This window comes from Streptomyces radicis, assembly GCF_003626575.1.
Taxonomy (GTDB): Bacteria; Actinomycetota; Actinomycetes; order Streptomycetales; family Streptomycetaceae; genus Streptomyces; species Streptomyces radicis.
Map to the genome: position 1 here is coordinate 30980 of NZ_RBDY01000017.1, position 14595 is coordinate 45574.

General features: G+C 73.3%; 13 protein-coding genes. 12 read left to right on the forward strand and 1 reads right to left on the reverse strand.

Annotated features, from left to right (window positions below):
• Positions 1 to 85 precede the first annotated feature (85 nt).
• Positions 86 to 1276 (forward strand): signal recognition particle-docking protein FtsY, encoded by a 1191-nt coding sequence (gene ftsY, locus D7318_RS20725; RefSeq protein WP_120698622.1) that lies wholly within the window; start codon positions 86 to 88, stop codon positions 1274 to 1276.
• Here the strand turns inward: ftsY and D7318_RS20730 are convergent.
• On the reverse strand, positions 1269 to 1937 hold the full coding sequence (locus D7318_RS20730; protein WP_120698623.1) for a bifunctional DNA primase/polymerase: 669 nt from the start codon (positions 1935 to 1937) through the stop codon (positions 1269 to 1271). The two genes, ftsY and D7318_RS20730, sit on opposite strands and share 8 nt — an antisense overlap.
• 301 nt (positions 1938 to 2238) lie before the next feature.
• Between D7318_RS20730 and nsdA the strand changes: the two genes are divergently transcribed.
• From nsdA to trmD, 11 genes are all read left to right on the forward strand, one after another.
• Complete coding sequence (gene nsdA / locus D7318_RS20735; RefSeq protein ID WP_120698624.1) at positions 2239 to 3744, forward strand: transcriptional repressor NsdA; 1506 nt, start codon at positions 2239 to 2241, stop codon at positions 3742 to 3744.
• Between the two features lie 396 nt (positions 3745 to 4140).
• Positions 4141 to 5355, forward strand: coding sequence for an ammonium transporter (locus D7318_RS20740; protein ID WP_230423936.1), 1215 nt, complete (start codon positions 4141 to 4143; stop codon positions 5353 to 5355).
• Positions 5352 to 5690: a P-II family nitrogen regulator gene (locus D7318_RS20745; RefSeq protein WP_120698626.1), complete on the forward strand. Its 339-nt coding sequence runs from the start codon at positions 5352 to 5354 to the stop codon at positions 5688 to 5690. Before D7318_RS20740 ends, D7318_RS20745 begins: the two co-directional genes overlap by 4 nt.
• A gap of 61 nt (positions 5691 to 5751) precedes the next feature.
• Positions 5752 to 8277, forward strand: coding sequence for a [protein-PII] uridylyltransferase (locus D7318_RS20750; protein ID WP_120698627.1), 2526 nt, complete (start codon positions 5752 to 5754; stop codon positions 8275 to 8277).
• Positions 8278 to 8352: 75 nt separating this feature from the next.
• On the forward strand, positions 8353 to 9897 hold the full coding sequence (gene ffh, locus D7318_RS20755) for a signal recognition particle protein (protein ID WP_120698628.1): 1545 nt from the start codon (positions 8353 to 8355) through the stop codon (positions 9895 to 9897).
• 78 nt (positions 9898 to 9975) lie between these two features.
• Positions 9976 to 11391, forward strand: a complete 1416-nt coding sequence (gene proS / locus D7318_RS20760) for a proline--tRNA ligase (protein ID WP_120698629.1) — start codon at positions 9976 to 9978, stop codon at positions 11389 to 11391.
• A 166-nt stretch (positions 11392 to 11557) separates the two neighbouring features.
• Positions 11558 to 12163, forward strand: a complete 606-nt coding sequence (locus tag D7318_RS20765; RefSeq protein WP_120698716.1) for a hypothetical protein — start codon at positions 11558 to 11560, stop codon at positions 12161 to 12163.
• A 151-nt stretch (positions 12164 to 12314) separates the two neighbouring features.
• Positions 12315 to 12743: a 30S ribosomal protein S16 gene (gene rpsP / locus D7318_RS20770; protein ID WP_120698630.1), complete on the forward strand. Its 429-nt coding sequence runs from the start codon at positions 12315 to 12317 to the stop codon at positions 12741 to 12743.
• A gap of 2 nt (positions 12744 to 12745) precedes the next feature.
• Positions 12746 to 12985, forward strand: a complete 240-nt coding sequence (locus D7318_RS20775; RefSeq protein WP_120698631.1) for an RNA-binding protein — start codon at positions 12746 to 12748, stop codon at positions 12983 to 12985.
• A 131-nt stretch (positions 12986 to 13116) separates the two neighbouring features.
• Positions 13117 to 13650 carry a ribosome maturation factor RimM gene (gene rimM, locus D7318_RS20780; protein ID WP_120698632.1) on the forward strand — a complete coding sequence of 178 codons (534 nt, stop codon included), beginning with the start codon at positions 13117 to 13119 and terminating at the stop codon, positions 13648 to 13650.
• On the forward strand, positions 13647 to 14459 hold the full coding sequence (gene trmD / locus D7318_RS20785) for a tRNA (guanosine(37)-N1)-methyltransferase TrmD (protein WP_120698633.1): 813 nt from the start codon (positions 13647 to 13649) through the stop codon (positions 14457 to 14459). Before rimM ends, trmD begins: the two co-directional genes overlap by 4 nt.
• Positions 14460 to 14595 lie beyond the last annotated feature (136 nt).

The window sequence follows — 14595 nt, forward strand, 5'->3', positions numbered from 1 at the left end:
CCGTCGCGCTCGGGGCCCCCTTCGCCGAGAGGGCGGCGGTACGTTAGGACCCGTTGCCCCACCACCAGGCCCACCAAGGGAACCGATGGACATCCTCATCCTCGCCGTCATCATCGCCGTGGTCGCCATCGTCGCGATCGCCGCGTTCGTCGTCACCGGCCGCCGCACGCAGGCGCCGCCCTCTGGCCGGGAGACCACGCGCACCGCGCCTCCCGCCGAGCCGCGGGTCGGCGAGGAGGCGGAGACCGCGGCGCCGCCCGAGGGCGAACGCCGGGTCATCGAGGACGTCACCCTGCCCCCGGCCGCGGCGGAGCCCGAGGCGCCCGAGCTCGAGGTCCCGGAGCCCGCGGCGGGGCGGATGGTCAGGCTCCGCGCGCGGCTGGCCCGTTCCCAGACCTCGCTCGGCCGGGGCCTGCTCACCCTGCTGGCCAGGGAGCGGCTCGACGAGGAGACCTGGGAGGAGGTCGAGAGCACGCTGCTGACCGCGGACGTCGGCCCACGGCCCACGACCGAGCTGGTCGAGCGGCTGCGCGAGCGGGTCCAGGTGCTCGGCACGCGCGACGCCGACGGGCTGAGGGAGCTGCTGCGCGAGGAGCTGCTCGCGCAGATCGGCACCGACATGGACCGCGCGCTGCGCACCGAGGGCGGCGTCTCGGCCGACGGCGAGGAGCGCCCCGCCGTCGTGATGGTCGTGGGCGTCAACGGCACGGGCAAGACCACCACCACGGGCAAGCTGGCCCGCGTCCTGGTCGCCGAGGGGCACTCGGTGGTGCTCGGCGCCGCCGACACCTTCCGCGCCGCCGCCGCGGACCAGCTCCAGACGTGGGGCCAACGGGTCGGCGCGCGGACCGTGCGGGGCCCCGAGGGCGGCGACCCCGCGTCGGTCGCGTTCGACGCCGTCAAGGAGGGCATCACCGCGGGCGCCGACGTGGTCCTGATCGACACCGCGGGTCGGCTGCACACCAAGACCGGGCTCATGGACGAGCTCGGCAAGGTCAAGCGCGTGGTCGAGAAGCACGGCCCGGTCAACGAGGTGCTGCTCGTCCTCGACGCCACCACCGGACAGAACGGGCTCGTGCAGGCCAGGGTGTTCGCCGAGGTCGTGGACATCACCGGCATCGCGCTCACCAAGCTGGACGGCACAGCCAAGGGCGGCATCGTCGTCGCGGTCCAGCGCGAGCTCGGCGTTCCCGTCAAGCTGGTGGGCCTGGGCGAGGGCTCCGACGACCTCGCGCCGTTCGAGCCCGAGACCTTCGTGGACGCGCTGCTCAGCTGAGCCAGGCGCGATGGCACGCGTACGCCAGCGTGCCCAGGAGCAGCCGGGCGCGCGGGGGCGCCGCGGCCGTCTCCAGGCTCGGCGCGCGCAGCCAGCGCACCGCGCCCCTGCCGCCGTGGTCGCACGGGGGCGCGGTGATGTGGTGCCCGGCGCCCAGCGCGCGCAGGTCGAGCAGGGCGCCGTCCCAGCCCGTGCGGTAGAGCAGCTCGGGCAGCTCGGCGGCGGCCCCCGGCGCCACCAGGAACCACGCCCGCCCGTGCGGCGCCAGCGCGACAGGGCCCACCGGGACGCCGAGGCGCTCCAGCCTGAGCAGCGCCCCTCGCCCGGCCGTGGCCGGGACGTCGAGGACGTCGAAGCTGCCCCCGGTGGGCAGCAGCACGGTGGCGTCGGGCGTGCGGTCCCAGCGGTGCAGCACCTGCTCCCACGCGGTGCCCCCGGGGATGGGGCGGCCCGGGGCCAGCGGATGGGCGCCGGGCGATGGGCAGCGGGCGCTGCCGCACGAGCAGGCGGTCCGCCCGTCGGCCGCGCGCCCCACCCGCGCCCCCGGCAGAACGTCCCAGCCCCACAGCCCGGTGTACTCCGCCAGGGCGATGGGGAGGAGGGCCCGCCCCGTGCGGCCGGGCCGCCGGAGCTCTCGCATTCCCGCGATTCCGAAGCCCATACCACTCCAACGGGTGCGCTCGGCCGATGGTTACGTGGCGCCCCTCGTACGCCGGGGGAGCGCGACGGGCATCGTGCGCCCCCTTTGTGCTTCGGGCCTACCGATCGTGTGCCACGCGCGTACAAGTCAAGCCGGTGGGGCGGGCATCAGTGGGCAGTCAGGGGGTGGCGAATGGTGGCGATTGAGAGCCCCCTCTCGCCACCCCGGTGATCGTAGGATTACTTTCGGTGCATTCGTAGACGTCGTGTCAGCAGCCGCTCGCCGGCCGCCGCGCGCGGATACCGTGATTGGGGGCGTCAACGTGGGCGGCAGCGCTACCTCCGCCAGGGAGCCGAACGAGCGGCTCGGGTCGTGGTTCCGGCGGAGCGGCTGGTCCAAGGGCGAGCTGGCCCGGCAGGTCAACCGGCGGGCCCGTCATCTCGGGGCGCACCACATCAGCACCGACACCTCGCGGGTGCGGCGCTGGCTTGACGGGGAGCAGCCGCGTGAGCCGATCCCGCGCATCCTGTCCGAGCTGTTCTCGGAGCGCTTCGGCTGCGTCGTCAGCGTCGAGGACCTCGGCCTGCGCTCGCTGCCGCACTCCGCCGCCGTCTCCGGGATCGACCTGCCCTGGGCCGGGCCGCAGACGGTCTCGCTGATCAGCGAGTTCTCCCGCAGCGACCTGATGCTCGGCCGCCGCGGCTTCCTCGGCACCTCGTTGACCATGTCCGCGGGGCCCGCCCTGATAGAGCCCATGCAGCGCTGGCTGGTCCCCACCCCCGCGAGCGAGGCCGCCCCCGGCGCCCGGCTCGCCGCCCTGCCGCCGCAGGGGCGCGAGGGCCGCAGGCTCACCGGCCTCTCGGGGCCCGAGCTCGCCCAGCTCGCCGAGACCACCGCGCGGTTCCGCGGCTGGGACGCCCAGTGCGGGGGCGGGCTGCGGCGCAAGGCCGTGGTCGGCCAGCTGCACGAGGTGACGGACCTGCTCCAGGAGAGCCAGCCCGAGCCGGTCCGCAGGCGGCTGTTCGGGGTCACCGCCGAGCTGTCGGAGCTGGCGGGCTGGATGAGCTACGACATCGGCCTCCAGCCCACCGCGCAGAAGTACTTCGTGCTCGCCCTGCACGCCGCCAAGGAGGCCGAGGACCGGGCGCTGGGCGCGTATGTGCTCTCCCAGATGAGCCGCCAGATGATCCACCTCGGCCGCGGCGAGGACGCCCTCGAGCTGATCCACCTGGCGCAGTACGGCAGCAGGGAGCGCGCCACCGCCCGCACACAGGCCATGCTGTACGCGCTCGAGGCCAGGGCCTATGCCACCCTGGGCCAGCCGCCCAAGTGCCACCGCGCGGTGCGGATGGCGGAGGACACGTTCGCCGAGATCAGGCCGGGGGAGCCGGAGCCGGACTGGATCCGCTTCTTCTCCGAGGCCGAGCTGCACGCGGAGAACGCCCACTCCTACCGCGATCTCGCCTATGTGGCGGGCCGCAGCCCGACGTACCTGTCCAGGGCCAGGCCGTTGATGGAGCGCGCGGTGCGCCTCTTCGCCGACGAGTGCGCGGCCGACCCCTTCGGCGGACACCAGCGTTCGTATGCACTGAACCTCATCGGCATGGCCACCGTTCACCTCCTCGGGCGCGACGCCGAGGCGTGCGCCGCGAGCGCGGGCGAGGCGATGACCCTCGCCAAGAGGCTCCGCTCCGAACGGGTGAACAACCGCCTGCGGAAGACCTGGACGACCGCGCGGCGCGACTTCGCCCGGGTGCCCGAGGTGGTCGACCTCAGCCACCGGCTCAGCGCGGAACTCCCGGAAAGTGAGGCGAGGAGGGCCGTCTGAAGCCCTCGCCCCCGCCTCGTCACACCCCAGACGCCGGCCGCGTCGGCCGCCCCGGACAGCCCGACTCGGCTCCCCCCGCCAGGTCACCCCGGGCGGTCGCCGCGGCCGGTTCCGCGGTGGCGCGCGACGGTGCGCGAGCGTGTGCGACGGTGCCGGACACGGTAACGCCGATGCGTGCCGTGCGTGATCGATTTCATTGCGGCGTAACACTCCGTGCGCCATCGTCACCCCCGCGAAACAATTGACTCCATCGACCGAAACGGCCCTCGGAGAGCCTGTGGCGCATCCTGACCCGCCCAAGATCCTGCCCGCACGGGTCGTAACACCGAGGAGACGTTCACGTTGGAAGCAGCTGATATCGCTTTTGTGCTGATCAGTGCCGCAATGGTCATGTTGATGACGCCCGGGCTCGCCTTCTTCTACGGCGGCATGGTCCGGGTCAAGAGCGCGCTCAACATGTTGATGATGTCCTTCATCTCCCTGGGCATCATCAGCGTGCTCTGGGTGCTCTACGGGTTCACCCTCGCCTTCGGCAGCAACTACAGCGACGCCGATGACGGCGGCATCATCGGCAACCTCGACTTCGCCGGGTTCCAGGACATCACCGCGGAGAACGGGGACATCCTCGCCTTCGCCGTCTTCCAGCTGATGTTCGCCGTGCTGACGCCCGCCCTGATGAGCGGCGCGCTCGCCGATCGCGTCAAGTTCACCAGCTGGGCGCTGTTCATCACGCTGTGGGTGACCGTCGTCTACTTCCCGGTCGCGCACTGGGTGTGGGCCGCCGACGGCTGGCTGTTCGGCCAGGAGGTCATCGACTTCGCCGGCGGCACCGCGGTGCACATCAACGCCGGAGCGGGGGCGCTGGCCGCCGTCCTGGTGATCGGAAAGCGCGTGGGCTTCAAGAAGGAGCCGATGCGCCCGCACAACCTCCCGATGGTCCTGCTGGGCGCCGCCCTGCTGTGGTTCGGCTGGTTCGGCTTCAACGCCGGCTCCGCGCTGTCCCCCAACGGCACCGCCGCCCTGATGGCCCTCAACACCCAGGTCGCCACGGCCGCCGCCGTCCTCGGCTGGCTCGCCTACGAGCGCGTCCGCCACGGCACGTTCACCACCCTGGGCGCCGCGTCCGGCGCCATCGCGGGCCTCGTCGCCATCACGCCCTCCGGCGCGCACGTCACCCCGCTCGGCGCCGTGCTCATCGGCGTCGTCGCCGGCGTCCTGTGCGCCTGGGCCGTCAGCCTCAAGTACAAGCTGGGCTACGACGACTCCCTCGACGTCGTCGGCGTCCACCTCGTCGGCGGCCTCGTCGGCACGCTGCTCGTCGGCTTCCTGGCCACCGACGGCATCGGCGGCGTGGAGCAGTTCGGCAAGCAGGCGCTCGGCGCGTTCTCCGTGCTCGCCTACTCCTTCGTGGTCACCTACATCCTCGCCCAGCTGCTCCAGCGCACCATCGGCTTCCGTGCCTCCGAGGAGGAGGAAGTCGCCGGGCTCGACCTGGCTTACCACGCCGAGACCGGGTACGACTTCACCCAGACCGGCACCGGTTCCGTGCCCGTCAACAGTGTGTCGGCGCCCGCTGGTGCGGCGGCCGGCGAGAAGAAGGTGGACGCATGAAGCTCATCACCGCGGTGATCAAGCCGCACCGGCTGGACGAGGTGAAGGACGCCCTCCAGGCGTTCGGGGTGAACGGCCTGACCGTCACGGAGGCCAGTGGCTACGGCCGCCAGCGCGGCCACACCGAGGTCTACCGGGGCGCGGAGTACACCGTGGACCTGGTCCCGAAGATCCGCATCGAGCTCCTGGCGGAGGACTCGGACGCCGAGCAGCTCATCGAGGTCGTCGTCAAGGCGGCCAGGACGGGCAAGATCGGCGATGGAAAGGTCTGGAGCCTGCCCGTCGAGACGGCCGTCCGCGTCCGTACCGGCGAGCGCGGCCCCGACGCCCTGTAGGGGGCGAAGGCGAACGAAGGGCCTGTCCGATCCCCTGGTCAACCACAGGAGTTGGGGCCGCATGACGGCGGAGACCACACCGACCACCGGCGACACGACGGGCCCCAGCGGTGGTTACGCCGCGGCCCGGCTGCACCTCCTCACGCGGGGGGAGCAGACCGGGCCGCCGCGGCGTGCGCAGCTCGCGCGGTTGACCGACGCCTGGCTCGCCGACCTGCTCGACAGCGGCCCGCGCCCCGCCAGGCCCGCCAGGGTGGCCCTGGTCGCGGTCGGTGGCTACGGCCGCGGCGAGCTGTCGCCCCGCAGCGACCTCGACCTGCTGCTCCTGCACGACGGGGGCGCCCCGCGCGCCGAGATCGCCGCCGTCGCCGACCGGCTCTGGTACCCGGTCTGGGACCTCGGCATCGCCCTCGACCACTCCGTGCGCAGCCTCGCCGAGGCGCACGAGACCGCGGCCGACGACCTCAAGGTCCACCTCGGCCTCCTCGACGCCCGGCACCTCGCGGGCGACGCGGCCCTCACCGCGGAGCTGCGCACCGGGCTGCTCGCCCGCTGGCGCTCCCGCGCCGCCACCCGCCTCCCCGAGCTGCGCGCGCTCGGCCAGGAACGGGCCGAGCGCCACGGCGAGCTGCCGTTCCTCCTCGAACCCGACCTCAAGGAGGCCCGCGGCGGCCTGCGCGACGCCACCGCGCTGCGCGCCGTCGCCGCCTCCTGGGTCGCCGACGCCCCGCGCCAGGGTCTCGACGCCGCGCGCAACGTCCTCCTCGACGTGCGCGACGCCCTCCACCTGGTCACGGGGCGCGCCACCGACCGGCTCGCCCTCGAGGACCAGGACCAGGTCGCCCGCGCCCTCGGGCTGCTCGACGCCGACACCCTGCTGCGCCGCGTCTACGAGGCGGCCCGCACCATCTCGTACGCGTCCGACGTCACCTGGCGCGAGGTCGGCCGCGTGCTGCGCGCCCGCTCCGCCCGCCGCGGGCTGCGCGGGCTCATCGGCGGCAGCCGCGGGATCAGGCGCGCGCCCGCCGAGGAGCGCGCCCCGCTCGCCGACGGCGTCGTCGAGCAGGAGGGCGAGGTCGTGCTCGCCCGTTCCGCCAGGCCCGACCGCGACCCGGTGCTGCCGCTGCGCGCCGCCGCGGCGGCCGCCCAGCACGGGCTGCCCCTCGCGCTGCCCGCCGTGCACGCGATGGCGGCGGCCGACGTCCGGCTCCCGGTGCCGTGGCCCGCGGAGGCGCGCGAGCAGTTCATCACCCTGCTCGGCGCCGGGCCCGACACCGTCCCGGTCTGGGAGGCGCTCGAGGCCGCCGGGCTCGTCACGCGGCTGCTGCCCGACTGGGAACGGGTCCGCTGCCGGCCCCAGCGCAACGCCGTTCACCGGTGGACCGTCGACCGGCACCTCGTGGAGACCGCGGTGCGCGCCTCCGCCCTCACCCGCCGCGTCGGCCGCCCCGACCTGCTGCTTGTCGCCGCGCTGCTGCACGACATCGGCAAGGGCTGGCCCGGCGACCACAGCGTCGCGGGGGAGACCATCGCCCGCGACATGGCCGCCCGGATCGGCTTCGGCCCCACGGACGTCGACGTGCTGGCCACCCTGGTCCGCCAGCACCTGCTGCTGATCGAGACCGCCACCCGCCGCGACCTCGACGACCCCGCCACCGTCGCCCAGGTCAGCGAGGCGGTCGGCGGCGCGGGCACGCTCGAGCTGCTGCACGCGCTCACCGAGGCCGACGCGCTCGCCACCGGTCCCGCCGCCTGGTCGAGCTGGCGCGCCTCGCTCCTTGCCGACCTGGTCAAACGGGTCGCGGCCCGCCTCGGCGACGGCGCCGAGCCGGTCAGGCCCGCCCCGCGCGGGCGCTCCGCCGCCACCGCGGAACGCCTCGCCCTCGACGCCCTGCGCACCGGCGCCCCCGTGGTCACCCTGCGCCCCGGCCCCGGGGAGGGCGCGGCCGACGAGGACGCCGACGCCGCCGACGCGTCGGACGAGCCGCGCCCTGTCGGCGTCGAGCTGTTCGTCGCCATCCCCGAGCGCCCCGGTGTGCTGCCCGCCGTCGCGGGTGTGCTCGCCCTGCACCGCCTCACCGTGCGTTCCGCCGAGCTGCGCACCGCCGACCCGGCGGGCCAGGGCCCCGTGCTGCTGCTCCAGTGGCGGGTCGCCGCCGAGTACGGCTCGCTCCCGCAGGCCGAACGCCTTCGCGCCGACCTCGTCCGCGCCCTGGAAGGCTCCCTCGACATCGCCACCAGGCTCGCCGAGCGCGAGGCCGCCTACCGGCGCCCCCGCCGCAGGCTCAACGCGCCCCCGCCCCGCGTCACCGTCGCCGCCGGTGGCTCGCGGCGGGCCACCGTCATCGAGGTGCGCGCCCAGGACGCCCCCGGGCTGCTGCACCGCATCGGCAGGGCACTCGACGCCGCGGGCGTCCATGTGCGCAGCGCGCACGTCAGCACCCTGGGCGCCAACGCGGTCGACGCGTTCTACGTCACCGGCACCGACGACGCCCCCCTCCCGCCGGAGGAGGCGGCCGGGCTCGTGCGCGACATCGAGGCGGCCCTCGCGCCCGGTGCCCCACCGGCCCCCGCCACCGCGGGCTGACCGCGGCGGCGCGGGGCGGATACGCTGGAGGGCACCGCCGACCCGACCCCCGATGTGTAAGGAACCGCCAGCGCCGTGTTCGACACTCTCTCCGACCGCCTTGCGGCGACGTTCAAGAACCTCAGGGGCAAGGGCCGTCTCAGCGAGGCGGACATCGACGCCACGGCGCGTGAGATCCGCGTCGCCCTGCTCGAGGCGGACGTCGCGCTGCCCGTTGTCCGCGCGTTCATCGCCCGCGTGAAGGAACGGGCCGCCGGCGCCGAGGTGTCGAAGGCCCTCAACCCCTCGCAGCAGGTCATCAAGATCGTCAACGAGGAGCTCGTCGCCATCCTCGGCGGCGAGACCAGGCGGCTGCGGTTCGCCAAGACGCCGCCGACCGTCGTGATGCTCGCCGGACTCCAGGGCGCGGGCAAGACGACCCTCGCGGGCAAGCTCGGCCGCTGGCTGGGGCAGCAGGGCCACACCCCGCTCCTCGTCGCGTGCGACCTCCAGCGCCCCAACGCGGTCAACCAGCTCCAGGTCGTCGGCGAGCGCGCCGGGGTCAGCGTCTTCGCCCCCGAGCCGGGGAACGGCGTGGGCGACCCGGTCAAGGTCGCGGAGGACTCCCTGGCGCACGCCAGGGACAAGCAGTACGACGTCGTCATCGTCGACACCGCGGGACGCCTGGGCATCGACGAGGAGATGATGCGCCAGGCCGCCGACATCAGGGACGCGGTCAGCCCCGACGAGGTCCTCTTCGTCGTCGACGCCATGATCGGCCAGGACGCGGTCACCACGGCCGAGGCGTTCCGCGACGGCGTCGGCTTCGACGGCGTGGTGCTCTCCAAGCTCGACGGCGACGCCCGCGGCGGCGCGGCGCTCTCGATCGCGCAGGTCACCGGGCGCCAGATCATGTTCGCGTCCAACGGCGAGAAGCTCGACGACTTCGACGCGTTCCACCCCGACCGCATGGCCTCGCGCATCCTCGGCATGGGCGACGTGCTCACGCTGATCGAGCAGGCGGAGCGGACGTTCAGCCAGCAGGAGGCGGAGAAGCTCGCCAGCAAGCTGGCCAAGGGGCCCAAGGAGTTCACGCTCGACGACTTCCTGGCCCAGATGGAGCAGGTCCGCAAGATGGGCTCCATCTCCAAGCTGCTCGGGATGATGCCCGGCATGGGGCAGATGCGCGAGCAGATCAACAACCTGGACGAGCGCGAGGTGGACCGCACCGCGGCCATCATCAAGTCCATGACGCCGGGCGAGCGCGCCGACCCCAAGATCATCAACGGCTCGCGGCGCGCCCGCATCGCGCGCGGCTCCGGCGTGGACGTCAGCGCGGTCAAGGGTCTGGTGGAGCGCTTCTTCGAGGCCCGCAAGATGATGTCCCGCATGGCCCAGGGCGGCGGCATGCCCGGGATGCCGGGCATGCCGGGGATGCCAGGGATGGGTGGTGGCCCTCGGCGCAAGGGCAAGCAGCAGAAGAAGGCCAAGGGCGCCCGCCGTTCAGGGAACCCGATGAAGCGCCAGGCCGAGGAGCGCGCGGCGGCCCAGCGGCAGGGCGAGGGCGGCGCGTTCGACGGCCAGGACCCGGCGGACTTCGAGCTGCCGAAGGAGTTCAAGGACATGCTGCCCCCGAAGTGACGGCGCGCACCGGGGCCCAAGTGCCCCGGTGCGATACCGATTCACGCTCCGGGGCCCGCGCCCCGTACCATTCCGGCCATGGCCAAGACTCCCGTACTCACCTCCCAGGCGGAGGACTTCCCGCGCTGGTACCAGGACGTGATCAGCAAGGCCGAGCTGGCCGACAACGGCCCGGTGCGCGGCACCATGGTCATCCGACCGTACGGGTACGGGCTGTGGGAGCGGATGCAGGAGGAGATGGACGCCCGCATCAAGGCCGCGGGCGCGCGGAACGCCTACTTCCCGCTGTTCATCCCCCAGTCCTACCTGGCCAAGGAGGCCGAGCACGTCGAGGGCTTCGCCCCCGAGCTCGCGGTGGTCACCCACGGCGGCGGCAAGCAGCTCGAGGAGCCCGCCGTGGTGCGGCCCACCTCGGAGATGATCATCAACGCCTCGTTCGCGAAGTGGATCCAGAGCTACCGCGACCTGCCGCTGCTGATCAACCAGTGGGCGAACGTGGTCCGCTGGGAGATGCGCCCCCGCGTCTTCCTGCGCACCACCGAGTTCCTGTGGCAGGAGGGCCACACCGCCCACGCCACGTACGAGGAGGCGCGGGACTACGCCGCCCGCATCCACCGCGACGTGTACGCGGACTTCATGGTCAACACCCTGGCCATCGACGTGGTGCTCGGGCGCAAGTCCCCCGCCGAGCGGTTCGCCGGCGCGATCAACACCCTCACGCTCGAGGGGATGATGCGCGACGGCAAGGCGCTCCAGATGGGCACGAGCCACGAGCTCGGCCAGAACTTCGCCAAGGCATTCGACACCCGCTACCTGTCCAAGGACGGCGGCAGGGAGCTGGTCTGGCAGACCTCATGGGGCTCGTCGACGCGCATGGTCGGCGGGCTGATCATGTCGCACGGCGACGACAACGGCCTGCGCGTCCCGCCGCGGCTCGCCGCGGTGCAGGTGGTCGTGCTGGCCATCAAGGAGGACGAGGCGGTCCTCGCCAAGGTCCACGAGATCGGCGCCGCGCTGCGCGACGCCGGGATCAGGGTCGAGGTGGACGACCGCACGGACACGCCGTTCGGGCGCAGGGCGGTGGACTGGGAGCTCAAGGGCGTCCCGGTCCGCGTCGAGGTCGGCCCCCGCGATCTGGCCGATGGCACCGCGATGCTGGCGCGCCGCATCCCCGGCGGCAAGGAGCCGATCGCGATCGACGCGCTGGCCGCGCGGCTGCCCGCGCTGCTCGAGGAGGACCAGGCGCTGCTGCTGCGCCAGTCCCGGGAGCGCCGCGAGGAGCGGACCTCGGACGTGCGGACCATCGATGAGGCCATCGAGGCCGCGGCGGCGGGCGGCTGGGCGCGACTGCCGTGGGCGGAGCTCGGCGCCGAGGGCGAGGCGAGGCTGGCGCAGGACGCGGTCTCGGTGCGCTGTCTGGTCGCCGACGACGGCTCGGTGCCTGAGACGGACGACGCCCCCGGCACGATCGCGATCGTGGGCCGCGCCTACTGATCGAGGGATGGTCCCGGCCGGATTCGGGCCGGTTTCGGCCCGAATCGGCCGGGTTCCCGCCGGGTGGTTCGCCCGGGCCAATGGCCGCGAACTGACGGGTAGGTGCAAATTCACGGACTTGCCCCGGAATCGGAACACCTGCGGGGCCTCGCTCGTTAGCTACGACGTGAGCACGACACAACCAGTTCCAGTTCTCGCCGCCGAGCTGGCACACGCGTGGGCCGACATTCAACGGCACCACTCGGAGCTGCCGGACTTGGCCACGCCAGAGTCCCTGATCGGGGAGTCATCGTCCGCCTGCGGCTCCGAGCTCTCCTTCGAACGGCTGCTGCACGAGGCCGTCCACGGCATCGCCGCCGCCCGGGGTGTCCGCGACACCTCCCGGGCCGGGCGTTACCACAACAGACGCTTTCTCGCGATCGCCGAGGAGTTGGGCCTCGACCACGCCGAGGATCCGCACCCGAGCAGTGGCTTCTCGCTGGTCACGATGAGCCCGGAGACCCGGAGGCGGTACCGGCCCACGGCCGAGCGGCTCCAGCGGGCGCTCAAGGCGCATCTCGCGGCCGCGGCGACGGACACCAAGCGGAGCTTCCGCGGTCCGGCGGCCCGGCACGGCTCATCCGGTGGCGGGGTCCGGGTGAAGGCGGTCTGCGAGTGCGGGCGGAATGTCCGGGTGGTCCCATCTGTCCTTGCGCAGGCGCCGATTGTCTGCGGCGCGTGCAAGAAGCCGTTCGAGATCGCCGAGACGTTGACCGTGGCGGCGTCCTCCTGACGGCCTATGGCAGAATGGCCAGTCGAACTCGACAGTCGCACAGGATCCCTCTCTCCTCCGACTGACGCGTCCACCGGGCCCCCCGGGACCGCAGCCCCACGCGGATCCCCGCCGTGGCCCACCACGTCAACACGCAGGAGACACCACACCCGTGGCAGTCAAGATCAAGCTGAAGCGACTGGGCAAGATCCGTTCGCCGCACTACCGCATCGTCGTCGCCGACTCCCGCACCCGCAGGGACGGCAGGGCCATCGAGGAGCTGGGGCTGTACCACCCGGTGCAGAACCCCTCGCGCATCGAGGTCGACTCCGAGCGCGTGCAGTACTGGCTCGGCGTCGGCGCGCAGCCGACGGAGCCCGTCATGGCCATCCTCAAGGTGACCGGTGACTGGCAGAAGTTCAAGGGGCTGCCCGCGCCGCCGCCCATGAAGGTGGCCGAGCCCAAGCCGGACAGGCGCGCGCTCTTCGAGGCCGCGGCCAAGGAGTCCGGTGGCGAGCCTCGGGGTGAGGCCATCACCCCGAAGAAGAAGGCCGAGAAGAAGACCGACGCTGAGCCGCAGGCCGCGTCGGCCGAGGGCTGAGAATGCTCGAAGAGGCCCTGGAGCACCTGGTCAAGGGCATCGTCGATCACCCCGACGACGTGGAGGTCGCCCAGCGCACCCTGCGTCGCGGTCGGGTGCTCGAGGTCCGGGTCCACCCCGATGACCTCGGCAAGGTCATCGGCCGCAACGGCCGCACCGCGCGCTCGCTGCGCACGATCGTGGGCGCGCTCGGCGGCAAGGGCGTCCGCGTCGACCTGGTCGACGCGGACGAGGTTCGCTGAGGCGACACCGGCATTCGGTCGAGGGCCGGGGGCGGCACATCGCCCCCGGCCCTCGACGCGTCGGCCCGCCCGAGAGTGCCGAGAGCAGAATTCCCGAAGCAGAACTCCGAGAGCGGTAGGACCCCATCACAGTGGAACTCGTCGTCGCCCGCATCGGCCGCGCCCACGGCATCAAGGGCGAGGTCAGCGTCGAACTCCGCACCGACGAGCCGGAGACGCGCCTCGCGCCCGGCGCCGTCCTGGCCACGGACCCGGCCACGGTGGGCCCGTTGACCATCGAGAGCGGCCGCGTGCACAGCGGTCGGCTCCTGCTGCGCTTCGCCGGGGTGGGCGACCGCACCGCCGCGGAGGCGCTGCGCAACACCCTGCTGATCGCCGACGTCGACCCGGAGGAACTCCCCGACGACCCCGAGGAGTTCTACGACCACCAGCTGATCGGGCTCGACGCGGTCACCGGGGACGGCGCGGCCGTCGGCACCGTCACCGACGTCGCGCACCTGCCGGGCCATGACCTCCTGGTGGTCGAGCGGCCCGACGGCGAGGAGGCGCTCATCCCGTTCGTCGGGGAGATCGTCCCCGAGATCGATCTCGCGGGCGGCCGCCTCGTGGTGAACCCCCCGCCGGGGCTGCTCGGCGGTGGTGCCGCGGACGGCGGCGCCGCATGAGGCTCGACGTCGTCACGATCTTCCCCGAGTACCTGGAGCCGCTCGACGTCTCGCTGGTCGGCAAGGCGCGCGCGGCGGGGCTGCTCGACGTGCGCGTGCACGACCTGCGGCGTTTCACCCATGACCGGCACCACACGGTGGACGACACCCCGTACGGCGGCGGCCCCGGCATGGTCATGAAGCCCGAGCCCTGGGGCGAGGCGCTGGACACGGTGCTGGCCTCGGGCGCCCCCGCGAAGCCGGTGATCGTCGTGCCGACGCCCAGCGGCCGACCGTTCACCCAGGATCTCGCGCAGCGGCTCGCGGGGGAGGAGTGGCTGATCTTCACCCCCGCCCGCTACGAGGGCATCGACCGGCGCGTGATCGAGGAGTACGGCGCCCGGTTCGACGTGCGCGAGGTCTCCATCGGCGACTATGTGCTGGCCGGGGGCGAGGCCCCGGTGCTGGTGATGGTCGAGGCCGTGGCCCGGCTGCTGCCCGGCGTGCTGGGGAACGCCGACTCGCACCGCGACGACTCGTTCGCGCCGGGCGCCATGGCCGGGCTGCTCGAGGGCCCGGTCTACACCAAGCCGCCGGAGTGGCGCGGGCGGGCCGTCCCCGAGGTGCTGATCAGCGGCCACCACGGGCGGATCGCCCGCTGGCGGCGGGACGAGGCGCTGCGCCGCACCAGCGACAACCGACCCGATCTGATCGAACGCTGCGACCCCGCGTCCCTGGACAAGCACGACCGCGCGGCCCTCGTGGAGCTGGGCTGGGTGCCGGGGGACGACGGGCGATTTGGGCGCGCGTCGGACCGCGTGGAACAATAGGGCGCTGGCCCTCGTCCGGCGCGTGACCCTGCCACAGGGGGATCGCCGCCCGCCGGTGCGACCGGGCCGCTTCCGTCCCATTCACGTATCACGATCGTTTCCGTCGATGACCTGTGGCATCGGCGAGGAGAGCAGC

Bases quoted from the DNA above. Each gene is read 5' to 3' on its own strand.
- ftsY (WP_120698622.1), top strand. From the start codon at position 86: ATGGACATCCTCATCCTCGCCGTCATCATCGCCGTGGTCGCCATCGTC.
- D7318_RS20730 (WP_120698623.1), bottom strand. From the start codon at position 1,937: ATGGGCTTCGGAATCGCGGGAATGCGAGAGCTCCGGCGGCCCGGCCGC.
- D7318_RS20740 (WP_230423936.1), top strand. From the start codon at position 4,141: ATGACGCCCGGGCTCGCCTTCTTCTACGGCGGCATGGTCCGGGTCAAG.
- D7318_RS20745 (WP_120698626.1), top strand. From the start codon at position 5,352: ATGAAGCTCATCACCGCGGTGATCAAGCCGCACCGGCTGGACGAGGTG.
- D7318_RS20750 (WP_120698627.1), top strand. From the start codon at position 5,752: ATGACGGCGGAGACCACACCGACCACCGGCGACACGACGGGCCCCAGC.
- proS (WP_120698629.1), top strand. From the start codon at position 9,976: ATGGCCAAGACTCCCGTACTCACCTCCCAGGCGGAGGACTTCCCGCGC.
- D7318_RS20775 (WP_120698631.1), top strand. From the start codon at position 12,746: ATGCTCGAAGAGGCCCTGGAGCACCTGGTCAAGGGCATCGTCGATCAC.
- trmD (WP_120698633.1), top strand. From the start codon at position 13,647: ATGAGGCTCGACGTCGTCACGATCTTCCCCGAGTACCTGGAGCCGCTC.